14 protein-coding genes are annotated in these 16,227 nt (G+C 68.0%); 1 reads left to right on the forward strand and 13 read right to left on the reverse strand.

Annotation, left to right across the window (positions count from 1 at the left end; genetic code table 11):
• Window positions 1–14 precede the first annotated feature (14 nt).
• The 4 genes from der to J2Y49_RS08170 form a co-directional block, all read right to left on the reverse strand.
• On the reverse strand, window positions 15–1,409 hold the full coding sequence (gene der / locus J2Y49_RS08155) for a ribosome biogenesis GTPase Der (RefSeq protein WP_310113930.1): 1,395 nt from the start codon (window positions 1,407–1,409) through the stop codon (window positions 15–17).
• A 41-nt stretch (window positions 1,410–1,450) separates the two neighbouring features.
• Entirely contained in the window at window positions 1,451–2,833 is a 1,383-nt protein-coding gene (locus J2Y49_RS08160) for a PQQ-binding-like beta-propeller repeat protein (RefSeq protein ID WP_310113931.1), read from the reverse strand.
• Window positions 2,834–2,842: 9 nt separating this feature from the next.
• Complete coding sequence (locus J2Y49_RS08165) at window positions 2,843–3,487, reverse strand: tetratricopeptide repeat protein (RefSeq protein ID WP_310113932.1); 645 nt, start codon at window positions 3,485–3,487, stop codon at window positions 2,843–2,845.
• Window positions 3,488–3,782: 295 nt separating this feature from the next.
• Window positions 3,783–4,424: a response regulator transcription factor gene (locus tag J2Y49_RS08170; RefSeq protein ID WP_310113933.1), complete on the reverse strand. Its 642-nt coding sequence runs from the start codon at window positions 4,422–4,424 to the stop codon at window positions 3,783–3,785.
• 941 nt (window positions 4,425–5,365) lie between these two features.
• Between J2Y49_RS08170 and J2Y49_RS08175 the strand changes: the two genes are divergently transcribed.
• Window positions 5,366–6,106 (forward strand): LuxR C-terminal-related transcriptional regulator, encoded by a 741-nt coding sequence (locus tag J2Y49_RS08175; RefSeq protein WP_310113934.1) that lies wholly within the window; start codon window positions 5,366–5,368, stop codon window positions 6,104–6,106.
• Window positions 6,107–6,185: 79 nt separating this feature from the next.
• On the opposite strand, the gene J2Y49_RS08180 is transcribed toward J2Y49_RS08175, so the two are convergent.
• The 9 genes from J2Y49_RS08180 to J2Y49_RS08220 form a co-directional block, all read right to left on the reverse strand.
• Window positions 6,186–8,186: a cache domain-containing protein gene (locus J2Y49_RS08180; protein ID WP_310113935.1), complete on the reverse strand. Its 2,001-nt coding sequence runs from the start codon at window positions 8,184–8,186 to the stop codon at window positions 6,186–6,188.
• 190 nt (window positions 8,187–8,376) lie between these two features.
• Window positions 8,377–8,712, reverse strand: coding sequence for a tRNA-binding protein (locus tag J2Y49_RS08185; RefSeq protein WP_310113936.1), 336 nt, complete (start codon window positions 8,710–8,712; stop codon window positions 8,377–8,379).
• Window positions 8,713–8,868: 156 nt separating this feature from the next.
• Window positions 8,869–9,303, reverse strand: a complete 435-nt coding sequence (locus J2Y49_RS08190) for a phasin family protein (protein WP_310113937.1) — start codon at window positions 9,301–9,303, stop codon at window positions 8,869–8,871.
• A gap of 181 nt (window positions 9,304–9,484) precedes the next feature.
• A complete protein-coding gene (locus J2Y49_RS08195) occupies window positions 9,485–10,171 on the reverse strand; it encodes a TetR family transcriptional regulator (RefSeq protein ID WP_310113938.1) in 687 nt (228 codons plus the stop codon).
• Window positions 10,172–10,249: 78 nt separating this feature from the next.
• Window positions 10,250–10,735 carry a YbaK/EbsC family protein gene (locus J2Y49_RS08200; protein ID WP_310113939.1) on the reverse strand — a complete coding sequence of 162 codons (486 nt, stop codon included), beginning with the start codon at window positions 10,733–10,735 and terminating at the stop codon, window positions 10,250–10,252.
• An 11-nt stretch (window positions 10,736–10,746) separates the two neighbouring features.
• Window positions 10,747–11,571: a pyrroline-5-carboxylate reductase gene (gene proC, locus J2Y49_RS08205; RefSeq protein WP_310113941.1), complete on the reverse strand. Its 825-nt coding sequence runs from the start codon at window positions 11,569–11,571 to the stop codon at window positions 10,747–10,749.
• A 38-nt stretch (window positions 11,572–11,609) separates the two neighbouring features.
• On the reverse strand, window positions 11,610–12,113 hold the full coding sequence (locus J2Y49_RS08210; protein WP_149223467.1) for a YbjN domain-containing protein: 504 nt from the start codon (window positions 12,111–12,113) through the stop codon (window positions 11,610–11,612).
• A gap of 272 nt (window positions 12,114–12,385) precedes the next feature.
• The gene (locus J2Y49_RS08215; RefSeq protein ID WP_310113943.1) at window positions 12,386–12,781 is read right to left on the reverse strand and encodes an accessory factor UbiK family protein; all 396 of its coding nucleotides are present in this window, start codon (window positions 12,779–12,781) and stop codon (window positions 12,386–12,388) included.
• Between the two features lie 114 nt (window positions 12,782–12,895).
• Complete coding sequence (locus J2Y49_RS08220) at window positions 12,896–16,135, reverse strand: AsmA family protein (RefSeq protein WP_310113944.1); 3,240 nt, start codon at window positions 16,133–16,135, stop codon at window positions 12,896–12,898.
• Window positions 16,136–16,227 lie beyond the last annotated feature (92 nt).

Below are 16,227 nucleotides of genomic sequence, written 5' to 3' on the forward strand. Positions count from 1 at the left end.
TACCCCTCCCCCGCTCAATCCTCCGCGTACGGATTCTTGCCCTTGCGCAGCAGCAGCCGCACCGGCACGCCGGGCATGTCGAAGCTCTCGCGCAGGTGGGTGGTCAGATAGCGCTGGTAGCTTTCCGGCAAGTCCAACGGCTTGTTGACGAACAGGGCGAAGGTCGGCGGGCGGGTCTTCACCTGGGTGACGTAGCGGATCTTGACCCGGCGGCCTTCCACCAGGGGTGGCGGATGATGCTCCAGGACGCCCTCGATCCAGCGGTTCAGCTGCGCGGTCGGGATGCGGCGGTTCCAGACGGTGTAGGTTTCCAGCACCCCGTCCAGCAGCGTGTCGAGCTTGTGGCCCTTCAGCGCCGAGATGGTGACGACCTTCACGCCCTTGATGTAGCCGAGCGTCGCCTCCAGTTTGTCCTCGACCTGACGCAACGCCATGGCGCGGTCGTCCACCGCGTCCCACTTGTTGATGGCGATCACCAGGGCGCGGCCTTCGGAGATCACCAGACGGGCGATGGTCAGGTCCTGCTTGTCCAGGATGGCGCCGGCATCGACCACCAGCACCACGACATTCGCCATGCGGATGACGCGCAGGCTGTCGGCGACCGCCAGCTTCTCGACCTTCTCGTCGACGCGGGCGCGACGGCGCATGCCGGCGGTGTCGACCAGCTTGAAGCGGCGGTCACGCCATTCCCAATCGACGGCGATGGCGTCGCGGGTCATGCCGGCCTCCGGGCCGGTCAGCACGCGCTCTTCGCCGAGCAGGCTGTTCAGCAGGGTCGATTTGCCGACATTGGGGCGGCCGACGATGGCGATCTGGATCGGCTTGCTGCGATCCTCCTCCGGCTCCGGCTGGTCGCCGATGGGGATGCTGGGGTCGAAGCCGTCATCGGCCTCCTCCGCCTCTCCCCCGTCGTCGGGCGGGGCGTAGGGAAGCAGCGCCTCGACCAGGTCGGCCATGCCCTCGCCATGCTCGGCGGAGAGCGGAATCGGATCGCCCAGGCCAAGTTCGTAGGACTCGAACATGCCGGGCTGGCTGGCCTTACCCTCGGTCTTGTTGGCGACCAGCAGGACCGGGGTCTTACCCCGGCGCAGCAGGTTGGCGAAATGGCGGTCCAGCGGCGTGATGCCGGCGCGGGCGTCGATGATGAACAACGCGACATCGGCGCGGGCAAGCGCCTGCTCGGTCTGGCGGCGCATGCGCGCCTCCAGGCTGTCGTCGGTCACATCCTCCAGGCCGGCGGTATCGACCACCGTGAAGGACAGGCCGCCGACATGGGCCGGGGCCGAGCGCCAGTCACGGGTGACGCCCGGCGTATCGTCCACCAGGGCCAGCTTCTTGCCGGCCAGACGGTTGAAGAGAGTCGATTTGCCGACATTCGGCCGACCGACGAGGACCACGGTGAACGACATGGGGCCAAAGGCCTTTCACAACAGACGAAGGAAATCTGCGATCAGCGGAACGCGACGAGCGTTCCGTTGTCGCACAGCACATAAAGAGTGTTGTTGGCAACGATCGGAGACAAGTAGGAACCGGTGGGCAGCGACCGCGTCACCTCCACCTTGCCGTCCGAGGGCGACAGGCCCAGCAGCTGGCCGTTCGAGCCGGCGACCCACAGGCGGTTGCCCGCCATCACCGGGCCGGACCAGACGATCGGGCCGGTCTTGTCCTCGGGATCCTTGAAGCGGGCGAGCGGCGCCACCCAGCGGACCTTGCCGTTCTGGCGCGCCACCGCGACGACCTCCTGGTCGTTGGTGACGGTGAACAGATAGTCGCCGGCCAGCCAGGGGGTGTTGACGCCGCCGATCTCCGTTTCCCAGATGCGGGCGCCGATGCGCTCGTCGATGGCGACCATGCGGCCGGAATGTCCGATGGCATACACGACACCGCGGTCGACCACCGGCAGGCCGCGGATGTCGGCCAGATTGCTGAGCGCGCCGGTGCGGCGGATGGCGGCCAGGCTGTCCTGCCAGGCGACGCGGCCGTTTTCCGGGCGCAGCCCGAACAGCTCGCCCGAGGAATAGGGGGCGACGACCAGCGTCCCGGTGATCGCCGGGCTGGCGGCGCCGAGCAGGCCGGCGGTCTCCAGGATGCCCTGGTGAGACCATTGGACCGAACCGTCGTCGGTGGACAGCGCGATGGTCTGGTTGTCGAGCGTGATGACCATCACCCGGCCGCCGGCGACGGTCGGGGCGCCGCGAACCGGGCCGGCAATGCGTTTGCGCCACAGAACCTTGCCGCTGCCGGCATCGAGCGACAGCACTTCCGCAAAGCCGGTAGCGGCATAGACGCGGCCATCGGCATAGGCGACGCCGCCGCCGGTGGCGCCGCCGCGCTCGTTCTCCGGCCGGGTGTCGACGCGCCACAGCGACTGGCCGCTGCGCTCGTTCAGGGCGGAGACATGCGAATCAGCGTCCATGGCGAAGAGTCGCCCATCACCAATCACCGGCGTGCCGAGCAGTGCGCGCGAACTGCTGGAACCGGAACCGATGTCGGCGCGCCAGGCGTCGGACGGGTTGGCCGACAGGGCGAGATTGCCCAGCACATGGTCCGGCGTGCCGCCCGGCTGCGACCAGACGGCGTTGGCGACCGCCGGCGGCACGGTGACGGCCACGGCGGCAAGCTGCGCGTCCGGCTCCACCTTACGCTCGCGCTGCAGGACGGCGACGCGCTTGCCGGGCAGCGGCGGATCGGGCGTCTTGCCCATCCAGCTGTCAAGCGTGTCGCACCCGCCGAGGAACACGGCGAGCAGCGACGCGGACAGCAGCGCTGTGCGGCGAATGTTGCGGGACTTGGTGCCCGCCGTCTTGCGGAGAATCGCCTGTTGGGTCGTCATGGCCTTGGGTCAGCCCTTGCCGTAGAGGGAGGCGAGATCGGCGGCGCGGCTGCGCACGCCCGATGGCGCCTGTTGATCGTCCGCCAGTTGCTTGAAGAGCGTGCGGGCCTTTTCCGTGTCGCCGGCGCGCACCGCCAGCACCGCCGTCAGTTCGCGCGCCGTGAAGCGCCACGGGCTGCCGTCTGCGGTCAGCGGCTGCAGCTTCGCGGTCAGCTGCGCCGGGTCGCCGCCGTCCGTGCGCTGCATCACCGCCATCAGGGTGGCGAGGTCGCGGTACTCGGCTGGAACGGAGCCGTTGCCGGCGATGCCGTCATAGACGGTCGCGGCCTCCGCCGGCTTGCCCTGGCGGATCATCAGGGCCGCGGCATTGAATTGGGCGATGGCGGCGAGGCTGGGGTTGGCGGATCCGGCGAAGGCGGCCAGCGCCTCCACCCCCTTCTCCGGCCCCTGCGCGCTCTGCGCGATGGCGGTGACCAGGGCGGCGGTCTGCTCTTCCTTCTTCTGCGCCTGCCAGTGGCGCCAGAAGCTGTAGCCGCCGGTGCCAGCGACGATCAGGACGACGGCGGCGATCATGGCGCCGCCATACTTCTTGAAAAGGTGCTCCGCGCGGTCCCGGCGCAGATCCTCGTCGACTTCGCGGAAAATATCGCTCATGGCGCTGCGGTGGCGTCCTTGCGGTGGCGGCTTCGCGCACGGCCCGGATGGCGGCGCGGGTCGAGCGGAGCGTTGCCGACCGGTTACCCGGACGGATGGCTCTGCAAGATCAAGAGGGGCGGATAGCATCGGGCAACCCGTCGGGTCAAGAGCCTCCCTCTCCCGCAAGGGGGAGAAGACTTGAATGCCGAAAGAAATACGGGCCGCGGAGGCGATCCCCCGCGGCCCGGTTCCGCAACCCGTATTGTCCTCCGGATCGGCAGTAGCCGTCCGATTCCTTAAGCCGACCTTGTTCTTACGCCGACATGGCGGCAGCGGCGATGACCGCCTGGGTCCGATTCTTGACGCCCAGCGACTTGAAGATCGCGGTGACGTGAATCTTCACGGTGCCTTCCGACAGACCCAGTTCATAAGCGATCTGCTTGTTCGACTTGCCGAGGCGCAGGCATTCCAGCACTTCGCGCTGGCGCTGGGTCAGTCCGTAGCCGGCGCTGCGGTCGGCGACCTCCACCGTGCGGCGGCGCGGCGCGGAGTCCATGCTGGCGGTAAGCGCGCCCGGCGGCAAATAGATGCCGCCCGAGAACACGAGGTTCAGGGCGCCCATCATGACCTTCACGCTGCTCGACTTCGGGATGTATCCGGTCGCGCCATGGTCGAGCGCGCCGCGGATGTCACCCAGCGCTTCCGATGCGGAAATCACCACCACCGGCACGCCCGGCTGCAGCGCCTGGATTTCGCGCAGTCCGTCAAAACCCGGCCAGTTCGGCATGTGCAGGTCCATCAGGATGATGTCGAAGGTGCTGCCCGCGCGGCACTGGTCCAACACCTCGTCGAAGGTCCCGGCCTCGACGAAGCTGGCATCACCCTGCAACTGCTCGAGCAACCGCCGCAGGCCTTCACGGAACAGCAGATGGTCATCCCCGATCAGAATCTTCATGGTCCCCGTCATCCTCGCTCGCCGGCCCCGGCCCGGCCGGTGAAGGCCGGCTCACGCCCGGGCTGTTGTCGATTTTGTCCGATGCGCCCCCGCGGCACCCGGATCACCCCATTCACACCACGTCGCCGACTTGGTGGTCGATCGTGCTTGCGGCCTCTTACCGGTGTCGGCCGGAAGGCCGTCTGCCGTTGTTGGCTTGTTTTCGCTGTGTTGGGTATCTGATACCACGATCGGAAGAGCCTCTGTATCCGGACAAGGGCCATAGGTCATTGGAGGCTGCCACCCCCATTCGAGGGGCCATAGGTCATGGCCGGCCAAAGCAACGCTTCCGACGAAGGTCATAGAGTCTGCTGCGGCCGCGAATGTCGTTATCGCGCAGGCTCATCCGATTCACTTGTCCCTATTGGGATTATTCGAAATGAGATCTGTTGTCTCCATTAGCGACGGGAATTTTTCTGGAACCTTGCCATCTTTGCGGCGTTCGTTTGACAGGCAATCGGTTAACACACATTCGACTGCGCAATAGAGGAAGGAAAATCGCCACCAAACCGATCGGGTAATCCTGAAGGATGCCTGTACCAACGCGCATTCCCGTGTGACCCGGCCAGCACACATCATTCCATAGGTGTTACCGTTTCGAAACCTGAGGCGACCAACAAGGAGACGAAAAGCGATCTTGGCTGATCATCCATCGCCTGATTTACGCCGAGCTCAGTTCATTTCTAAATCACGCGGTGCGATCAGGATTTCCCTCGCGGGAATGACCGTCGGATTGCGGACAATGCAGAAATACTTGGCAGGGAAATTTCCCATAACCGCTTTGATCTTGACCGAAGACGTGCCTGGGCCAACCGGCCGGACTCCGTTTCAACCCTTAGACGCAGGCGGCGACGCCCCGAGCCGGGCCGGCCGTGGATGCCTCCTCCAGACAGAGCTGACCCATGCACACACACCATGAGTACGCCAATGAGAAAGCATCTCACCAGACCCGCAACGCGGTGACTCCCATGCATGTCTGCCTGATCCTCGACAACAACGCGCTGACCGAGACCGTGGTGCAGCAACTGGACCGCGGCGGACGCCACCGCGTGACGGTTCTGCACGACATCGGGGAGCTGACCCAGAGCGCGCTGACGCCGGATGCGATCCTGATCGGCCTGCAGCAGTTCACCGCGCTTCGCGAGAACGAACCGATGGTCTATCTCCGGCTGTCCCGTCGGTCGCGGATCGTCGTGGTGCTGTCCTCGCGCGAGTTGCTGGACGCCGCCCATATCCTGGCCTTCGCCGATGCCTGGGTGTTCGAGGATCTGAACGTAGACCGCATCAACGAACTTCTGGATCTCGGTCTGGAAGGGCATTGCCTGATGCCCAAGCAGTTCCTGTCGCGGCTGGGCGTGGACGAAATTCGCCTGACGCTGCTGCCGCGACTGTCCGACCCGGAATTCGAGACCCTACGCCTGCTGGGAGAAGGCATGAACAACCGGACCATCGCCAACGCGCTGGACCTGTCGGAGGCGGTGATCAAGTCGATGGTGCGCAGTGTGCTGTCGAAGCTCCACTTCCGCAACCGGACGGAAGCCGGCGTCTTCGCCGCACGGCAGCAGGGCGCCCTGGAACAGGCACGGTCCGGCATGACCCCGCCGCACATGCACGCCGCGGCAACCCGGCGCGCCGGGGTCTGAGCCCCGGCCTCACCGTTCGGGACCGCCCCCGTGGTGACCTCTTTGGCGGTCCATGCGCCACCGCTCAGCCAGCCGGACGTCAGGCAGCCAGACGCCGCCCCGCCATCGCTTCCTCGAAGCGGTCGAAGCGCGCGTCGAAGGACTGCCGGTCGATCTCGGCAAGCCGGAAGCGGACACGCACCACCCCCTCCTCACGGGTGAAGGCTTCGAAGGGCAGCGCCACGCCCAGGCTGTCGAACAGCAGCGTGCCGCGGCTGCCGATGGCCTCGGCCTCGGCCAGCGCGGCGCCGTGGCGGGAGATGTCCAGCAGTCGCACGGTCAGACGGCCTTCCGGCGCCTCCACCGTGCAGGGGGCATCGACCCGGTAACGCGGCAGGCTCCGGCGGTCGACATCCTCCGTCGCCGTGCGCACCGCCCGAACCAGCACATGCATCAACTCGTCGATGCTGTGGGTGACCTCCGATGCGCCGGCCCGCAGCAGGTCGGCGCGCTCCTCCGTCACCTTTGCCTCGCGCGACACCTCGTCGATGCGGGTCGACACGTCTGTGGCGGCGCTGGCGGTCTGGCCGACATTGCGCGAGATTTCCTGGGTTGCGGACGCCTGCTGTTCGACCGCCGCGGCAACCGTGCCGGAGATGGCGTCGATCTCGCCGATGGTGCGGCTGATGTTGCGCACCTCCTCCACGCTGCGGGCGGTAACGGACTGGATCTCCGTGATCAGGCGAGAGATTTCCTCGGTGGAACGCGAGGTCTGGTTGGCCAGATTCTTCACCTCGTTGGCGACGACGGCGAAGCCCTTTCCCGCCTCCCCTGCCCGCGCCGCCTCGATGGTCGCGTTGAGCGCCAGCAGGTTGGTCTGGGCGGCGATCCCCTGGATCAGTTCCGCCACGTCGCCGATGCGGCCGACGGCGGAGGACAGCGATTCGATGGTGCTCTCGGTCTGGTCGCTGGCGGCCACGGCGGCACGGGTGACGCTGGCGGCGTGGCCGACCTGATTTCCGATCTCCTCGATCGAGACCGTCAACTGCGCCGCGGCCGATGCGACCGCCTGGGCGTTGCTGAGGGCCTGGGCCGCGGCGGCGGCGACGTTCTGGGCGTTGGAGCCGACCAACCCTGCCGAATTCGCCATGGCACCGGCGTTGCGGTCCATCTCCTGGGTGCGCGCGGCGACACGCTCCACCGCGCCGCGGCTTTCCTGCTCCACCGTATCGGCCATCGACTGCAGGGCCTTGCGCTTTTGCGCCTCTCCCTGGACCCGCTGATGTTCCTGCTCGGCGCGCAGCCGCTCCGCCTCGGCCATGCCATCGCGGAAGACCAGGACGGAGCGCGACATCGCGCCGATCTCGTCCAGCCGCTTCGCACCCGCCACCTCGGCGGTCAAATCCCCGGAGGACAGCGCCGTCATCACCCGGCTGAGCTGGCCCAGCGGACGCAGCAGCCGACGCGACACCAGATATCCCGGCACCGCAAGCACGACGGCGCACAGCACGACCAGCATCGTCGCGAAGCGCATGCTGTCGTCGAAGGTCTTGAACACCTCCGCCTTCTTGATGCCGACATAGAGGATGCCGACCGGCTTGCCGGCCTTGTCCTTGATCGGGTCATAGGCGGCGTAATAGGGCTCGCCGAGAATATCGACCATGCCGCGGAAGGGGGAGCCCTGGCGCAGCACCGATTCGTAGGCGGGACCCTGGGCCAGCGTTGTGCCGACGGCGCGGCTGCCGTCGGCGTTCATCACGTTGGTGGCAATTCGGCGATCGCCCAGGAACAGGGTCGCGGTCCCCCCGGTGATGCGCTTGATCTTGTCGACCACGACGTTGTTGTCGTTCATGACGACACCGTCGAGCAGCAGCTTGCCATCGGCGACGGTGAAGCTGCCGCCACGCTCGTTCAGCGATGACCAAGCGATGTCCATGCTGAGACGCTGCATCTCGATAGCCTGCCGTTCCAGGTCACGGACGATCACCTGCCCGATCGCGAACAGAATCGCCGTGCTGAGGATCAGCATGCCGAAGAGGTTCAACACCGTGACTTTCGTGGAAATCGAAAGCCGGCCGACAAAGGCGCGCAGGGCGTCCATGAGTGCCATCCACCAGGAAACAGTTTGCAAGTGCGAGTTCACAGTCGCGCGCACTATGCCATCCTGGTTTAGACTGCATTCATTTAAAATACATATGAGCCCTGCGACCACTTGTCGCGATAATTACCAACAATTCTTGCAACCACAAAGGGTTTCTTTTGGACCCATAGGGTTTTCGAATCTGTCGCCATCAGAACAGGCGGGCACCATCCGGCACCGCATGGTCAGGCCCCACCAGCACCACCGCACCCTCGGCATCGGGCAGGCCCAGGCACAGCACCTCGCTGGTGAAGGGGCCGATGCGTTTGGGCGGAAAATTCACCACCGCCAACACTTGGCGGCCTACCAGCGCATCAGCAGCGTAATGGCTGGTGATCTGCGCGGAACTGCGCTTGGTCCCTATGTCGCCGCCGAAATCGATGGTCAGCTTGTAGGCGGGCTTGCGCGCCTCCGGGAAGGGATCGACCGCAAGGATGGTGCCGACGCGGATGTCGACCTTGGCGAAATCGTCGTAGGTGATGGTCATGACTATCCCGATCCTGTGGAGTAGGGACGCCAAGGTAGCGCGCCGGCCTCGATCACGGAACCGGGAAGCAGGAACCCGGAAGCCTGGGGCCGGAAATGGAAAAGGGGCCGCCGATGGCGACCCCTCTTCGCAGAACCCGGCGGACCGGAGGCTGGATCAGCCCTTGGTCTTGGCGATGGCGGCCTTGACCTCGTCCAGGCTGTCCGACACGCGCTTGGTCAGGATCTCGGCGGCTTCGGTGTTCGACTTGGCAATCATCTCGCTCAGTTCGCGGATGTTCGACAGCGACTTCTCGAAGGCGGCCTTGACCAGATCGGCCTGCTTGGCGGCCTTCTCTTCCGGGGTGCCGGCGGCCGACAGCTCACCGACGGCGCGGTTCACGTCCTCGGCGACGGTGCGCAGCACCTCGGCCTGACGACGGACGATGGCCTGGAAGCCTTCGAAGGCGAGCTGGTTGGCGGCGGTCACCGCCTCGATGTTGCGACGCTGGCTGGCGATGATGGACTCGACGTCCACACCCGGAACCTTCAGGTCGCCCATCAGCTTGGACGGATCGAATTCGAGGAAGGGGTTACCGCTCATCTTGGCCATGTTTCTCATCCCAGCATCAGTGTTTGCTGCCCGCATCGGAATACGGACATGTTGCGACGCAACATTGATAGGCCGACTATGCAGAGTGCCGAAAAGTTAGTCAATGCGGATTTTGCGGCGCAGCATAACCTTGGCGGGTAAAAATACCGTACCGCCCTACCCTCCGCATGACCAACATTGTCTAAACCGTTGATGCCATGGAATCCGGCCCGGTTCCCCGGCCAAGCGGCCCCCGGCGGCCGGTCCAGCGGCAGAACGTCGCGCCCCAGCGCTCCGCCCCGCGCAACGCATTGTCCAACGCCGCCATGGTGCGCGACAGGTCGGCGGTGTCGTCGTTCAGGAAGACCCGCATCACCCGCGCATGCACGGTGCCGAGTCCGGCGACAAGGGCCGCCCCGCCCCGCTGGTCGGGATCGATTCCGGCGGCGCGCAGCATCCAGGCCATGGAGCGGCCGAAGGCGCAGGAAAAGGCCAGCGCGGTCGCCGGATCGGCCGGCAGATCGCGCACCACGGCGCGCAGGCCGTCCCGGAAGGGGCGCAGCGCGTCGAACCGGCGCATCATCACGTCGAACAAACGGTCGCGCGCCGGTTCGGTCGGATCGGCGGCGACATCCCCGGCCAACACCGTGGCGTCGGCAACGCGCGACACCGCCGCCAGCACGTCAGCGCGCCCGCGATAGTGGTGATGGAACCGGGACAGCGGGATGCCGGCGGCGTGCGCGACCTCCAGCAGCCCGACACGGCGCCACCCCTTCTCGGCGGCCAGCCTCATCGCCGCCGCGGCTACGGCGCGATCAAGAGAGTCCGGGTCGGTAGGATCGGAGCGGAAGCTGTTGTCTTCAGGCTTGTCGGACGACATGTCGGACATGGCACCACCTCCAGGCGACAGGGATCGCGTCATAAGGTGGTGCGCGGACGGCCAAACGTCACCCGTCCCCCGAAATCGTCACGCCTTGCGCACCGTCTCCACCCGTCCGCCGGTCATGCTGACCAGATCGGCGGGGGTCAGGCGGAAGACGGCGTTGGGCGTTCCGGCGGCGGCCCATATGGCTTCCAGCCGCAGCAGGTCGTCGTCGATCACCACCAGCGGCGGGACGGCGTGGCCGATGGGCGGAACGCCACCGATGGCGAATCCGGTCGATTCGCGGACGAACTCCGGGTCGGCACGCTCGATCTTCTCGCCGATCAGCCGGCCGACCGCCTTCTCGTCCACCCGGTTGGCGCCGCTGGCGACGACCAGGACAGGGCGCCCGGTCTCCTTGGTGCGGAAGATCAGCGACTTGGCGATCTGCGCCACCTCGCAGCCGACGGAGTTCGCGGCGTCCTCCGAGGTGCGGGTGCTGCCTTCATGCTCGATCACGCGATGGCCGAGGCCGATGCTGTCCAACAGGGCCTGGACGCGGGCGGCGGAGGGGCTGAGCGCTGTCACCATGTCCTCCCCCGTCAGCCGGCCAGTTCGCGCGACCGCCGGGCGGCGGCATCGATGGCGGCGTTCATCACCGGCTGCATTCCTTCCGGCGCCATCAGCACCTCCAGCGCAGCTTGAGTGGTGCCGTTGGGGCTGGTCACCGCCTTGCGCAGATCGGCGGCTTCCTGCTGCGGCGAGGCGTCGAGCAGGGCGCCGGCGCCCGACACCGTGGCGCGGGCGAGCCGCATCGCCAGGTCGGCGGGCAGCCCGGCGGCCTCGCCGGCCTTGGCCATCGCCTCGACCATGAAGAAGACATAGGCCGGACCGCTGCCGGACACGGCAGTGACCGGATCCAGCAGCCCTTCATCCTCGACCCAGGCGACATCGCCGACGGCGCGCAGCAGCCGGTCGGAGAGTTCGCGCTGGGCGGCGCTGACATGGGCGTTGGGAACGGCCACGGTCATGCCGCGACCGATCGCGGCCGGGGTGTTGGGCATGGAGCGGACGACCACCGCCCCCTCCCCCAGCAGACGTTCGAAATAGGCGATGGTCTTGCCGGCGGCGATCGACAGGAAGACCGTGCCGGGACGGACCAGCGCGCGGTAGGCCGGCAGCGCCTCTTCCATCACCTGCGGCTTGACCGCCAGCACCACGACGTCGGGAACGAAGCCGTCCGGCAGCGCGTCCGCGCCGGACGCCAGCGAGACGCGCGCGTCACCGGCAAGCCGCTCCGGCAGACCGGCCCGGTCGACCACCACGACGCGCGAAGCGGTTCCGGCGGCAAGCCAGCCGTCCAGCATCGCCCCGCCCATCTTCCCGCAACCGACCAGCAGCAGCGACGCACCCTTTTCCGCCGTCATGACCCCGTCGTTCCCCCTGTTCATGCCAATGCTAAGGCTTACGCTTCGCCCATGGTGTCGAGAATGGCGGCGGACACCGCCTCCGGCGCGGATTTCCCGCCCCAGATCACGAACTGGAAGGCCGGGTAGAAGCGCTCGCACTCCGATAGGGCGATCTCCACCAGATCCTCCAGCTGTTCCACCGCGGCACCCCGCGAGCCGCGCAGCAGCATGGTCTGGCGGAACATCGGCGTATGCTCTTCCGAGCAGACGTCGAAATGGCCCAGCCACATGCGGCCGTTCACCTCTGCCAGCAGTTCGGCGACGGCAGTGCGGCGGGCCGCCTGGACCTTCATGTCGAACTGGCAGGAGAACTGCATCGCGCTGACATCGGGCTGCCAGACGAAATAGAGCCGGTAATCGCACCAGCGGCCGCCGATCTCGACGACGAGTTCGTCCTCGGTGGCGCGATCGAAGGGCCACTCGTTGGCGGTTACGATCTCCTCGACCACGTCGAGCGGGTTGTGGGCGGGAGTGGTGGTTTCGACGGCTACTGCCGACATGTCAGCGTCCTCCTGTGAAGGCGCAATGGGCGGTACCGTTCACCCGGACCAGAAGACGCGCCTGTCAAATTGCGCGGGTCCGGGCCAATACCCCGAAGGTGATGAAAAGATGAGCATCGGCACACAGCGTCCGCCCATATCGGCGCCCGGTCAGCGTTCGGACCGGCCGACGTTCGGGTCGTCAACCGGCCAATACCCGGCCAAGCCGCCGATGGCGACACAATCCGGAACGATGACGTGAGGGGCGCCGGGTGGTGCGGCTGCGCGGATGCTCAGGACGCCGTGGGCCCTGTGCCGGCGGCATCCGCGGCGGGCTTCGCCGCCACTGGGCCCGCCGGCGGCGTCACCGGATCGGTGTCGACCACCGCCGGAACGCCGGCCGGCTCGACCACGACCGGCAGCGGGGCCTGCCCGGCGGTCAGCGTCGCGACGGTGGCCTCCAGCGCGGCAAGCCGCTCGGCCATCGCCTCTTGCTCCTCGCGGGCCTTGGCGGCCATGGCGCGGACGGCCTCGTATTCCTCTCGGCTGACCACGTCCATCCGCGACAGAACACGTTCGAGCTGAGCGCGCAGCTGACCTTCGGCCTCTTCGCGCAAGGACGAGAAGGCGCCGAGAGCGCCACCCGCCACACGGGCGAGATCGTCCAAAATCCTATTGTCCACCTGCATCGGCTCTGACTTCCGGTTACCGTTCGTTCATTATGGACGCCGCGCGCCGCGACTTCAACGCCCTTGGCCCATCACACGCATACCACGGCGCGCAGCCGTGGCATGCGGCGGATCTCACGGCCGGACCGCGGGATCGGCCGGGGACGCCGCATTGAAGCGGTCACGCAGAGCCTTCAGGTCCAGAGTCTGGGACGGAGCGTCCCAGGGGCCGGCGATGCGCAGGGTCAGCGGCGGCAGGTCGCCGTCGGCCTTCACCTTAAGGGTCAACCCCAAATCCACCCGCTCGTCGGGCAGCGAGACCGTACCGGCCAGCGTGCCGTCGGCGGGAGCGGTGGTCAGGCGGGCATCGTCGGCGCGAATCACCCCGTTCTCGATAACGAAGCGGACATCCAGCCGTTCCAGCTTGGTCTCCCCGCCCTGCAGGGCACCGGCGACGGCACCGAGCACCTCCTGCGTACGCTCGACCCCGGCCAGCCGGCTGCGCAGGGCGGCGAGATCGACCCCGTGCAGCACGCCGCCCGACGCAACCGCCCGGCCGCGGCCGGCCAGGCTGCGCACGAGCGCGTCGCCATGGCCGCTGCCGGAAAAGGTCATGTCCAGATCCACGGCCCCGCCGCCGAGCCCCAGCCCGCCGAATCCGGACAGCGCGGTCCCGAGGTCGGCCTTGATGACGGTGATGTCGGCGTCGAGCTTCGGCTCCTGCCCCGGAACGGCGGCGACACGGCCGCTGACGCCGATCTGGCCGCCCTGCCATTCGCCGTCCAGCTGCTCCAGGGTCGCGGTCCCGCCGGAGAGCGTCGCCCTCAGCGCCGGCTGCACGATGCGCTGTCCGCCCAGCGTCAGCGAGGTGGAGGTCAGCGCGAGGCGGCCGTCCGTCGATTGCATCCAGTCGAGATCCGCCAGCGGATCGGCGGGGGCGAGGGCAGCCGGATCGCCGGCGGATGCCCCCGCGTTGCGGCCGGCCCCATCGCCCACCAGCGGCGCGTTGCGCAGCCGGTCTAGGTCGAGATCGCCGGACTGCAGGTCGGCCTGGAAGGCGGGCCGCGCCGGCTTGCGGTCGAGGACCAGCTTGCCGCGCACCGGCACACCGGCGACCAGCCCCTGGAGGTTGTTCAGCACCGGCGATGTCGCATTTCCCGTCAGTTCGCCATAAAGGTCCAGCGGACCGAGGGCGCGGGCCAGCCCGCGGTCGGCGAACAGCGCCGCGACGCGCCCCATCTCCGGATGGGTCACCCGCAGCTTCAGGTCGGCGCTGGGCGTGCGGTCGAGCCCCAGGACGGCACCGCCGGCTTCCAACGTGCCGCCCAGCATGCCGGCGGATGCCTCGACCGCTAGCCGCTCCCCGTCGCCGGCCAGCCGGGCCTTGGCACTGACCGAGCCCAGCCGTTCCGGCGCCGGCAAACCGGACGGCCAGGCGACGGCGCTGGGCAGCCCGCCGAGCGACTTGGCCTCCGCCGCCAGGGCGAGGTTCACCCCGCGCAACGGCATCAGGCTGGCGACCTGCCCATCCACCCGCGCGGTCAGTCCGGCGATGTTGTCCACCTTGGCTTCGCGCACCGTCAGCGCGCCGGAAGCGACCGTCGCATCCAGATGAAGCCCCTGGACCGGCAAGCCGCCCACGGTCAACTGCCCGATCCGCAGGTCGAGGTTGGCGTCGGCAAGGCCGAGAAGCCGTTGCGGCATCGGCGCCGAGCCGGTGGAGCCGGCCCGCGGTCCGAGGGCGCGCGGCGCGGCCGGCTGGGCCGAGTTAGGGGCGGCCGGCTGGACCGGCAAGGGTTCGGCCGGCAGATAGCCGTCCAGGTAGAGGCGATCGAGTTCGAGGCGGGCGCCGAAGGCGGGGCGGCCACGGTCGACATAGGCGACCGCACCACTCAGCCGGCTGCTGTCGAAGCGGAAATCGATGCCGGACATCTCGAAGCGGTCGGCATGGCCCTGCAGCCGGGCGGCCAGGGAAGCGCGGCGCAGCCGGTCGGCGGGAACGGATCGGACATCCAGCTTCGCCCACTCCAGCAGGGCGCGCAGGTTGTCGGCATTCGCCTCCATCCGCATGTCGAGCGTCGGCTGGCCACCCGGCGTGGTCACCTCCCCCGCCGCGACGAAATCCGACCCGCCGGGCAGCAGGGCACTGATACGGTCGATGTTCAGCCGGCCGTCGGTCAGGCTCGCCTCGACCCGGCCCTGCCGCACCACCCCGCCATTGTAGCTCATGGCATCGACGGCCACGTCCAGCTTGGCCTCCACCCCGATCGGCAGGGCGAAGGACAGGCCCGACTGCTTGGCGCCGCCGGCCGCGGAGTTCGCCGGAGCCGTGGTGGCGGATCCGCCCGCCGTACCGCCCTGCCCGCCCCGCGCCAGCCAGGAATCCAGGTCCAGCCGATTGACGGCGAGCGTGAGTTCGGTGCGCGGCGCCTCGCGCTTGGCAGGGTCGCCGGCCCGCAGGGTGGCATTTCCGGTGGCGCGGGTGTCGCCCAGCTGGGCTTCCAGGCTGGAGAAGGTCGCGAGGCTGGTCCCCGCCTCCACCGTCGCGCGCAGGTTGAAGGGTTGGGCCAGCGCCGCAGGCCGGCGCGCGTCCACCAGCTTGGCGAAGTCGCTGCCCTCGGCGCGGAGGTCGCCCTGCACCTTCGATCCGCCGCCGCCGGTCAGGATGCCGGCGAAGCGGAGGGTCGCATCGGTATGGGGCATCGACAGGGTTGCCCGCACCGGCACCGCCGCCCCTTCGGTGAAGCGGCCGGCGGTCGCCTCGCCATGAAGGGGCAGGCCGCGGAAACGGAAATCGCCCTGGATCTGGAAGGGACCGTTCAGACTGCCGGCGGCGATGCGGGCGCTCAGCCCCTCCACCCGCTCGGTCCGGCCATTGCGGTCGTCGCGGTAGATCACGGTGCCGTTGTCGATCAGCACCTGATCGAAGCTGACGGCTGACACCAGCCCTTCGGCGGCGCCCAGCCCGTCGCCGGGCCTGCTGCCGGTGGTGGACAGGTCCCAGTTGATCCGGCCGTCCATCAGGACTTCCACCACGAAGGTCGGCTCGACCAGCGTGATGCTCTCCACCTGGATGCGGCCGCTCAGCAGGGGGCCGAGCGCGACGCGGGCATCCAGCTTCTTCAGCCGCACCATGTCGGGCTCGGCCGCACCGGATGCGTTGGCGAGCCGGGCGTCGCGCACCGTCAGCGCCGGCGACGGCAGCAGGGTGAAGCCGACGTCGCCCCGCAATTCCACCTGGCGCCCGGTCGCCTGCGACACACGCTCGGCGATGCTGCCCTTGTAGGCATTCCAATCGATCAGGCTCGGCGCTGCCAACAGGATTCCGGCCAGAACCACCAGTCCGGCCAGTGCAGCGATCAGGATCTTCTTCACCGGGTGTCCGCCTTCCCTGCGCCGGCCTTATCCTCGGCCGTGCCCCTTTGCCACGTCATTGTTACCACGTCGCCGCCATCGACCGGCACCGG

It is taken from the genome of Azospirillum sp. BE72, from assembly GCF_031455875.1.
In the GTDB taxonomy this organism is placed as follows: Bacteria; Pseudomonadota; Alphaproteobacteria; order Azospirillales; family Azospirillaceae; genus Azospirillum.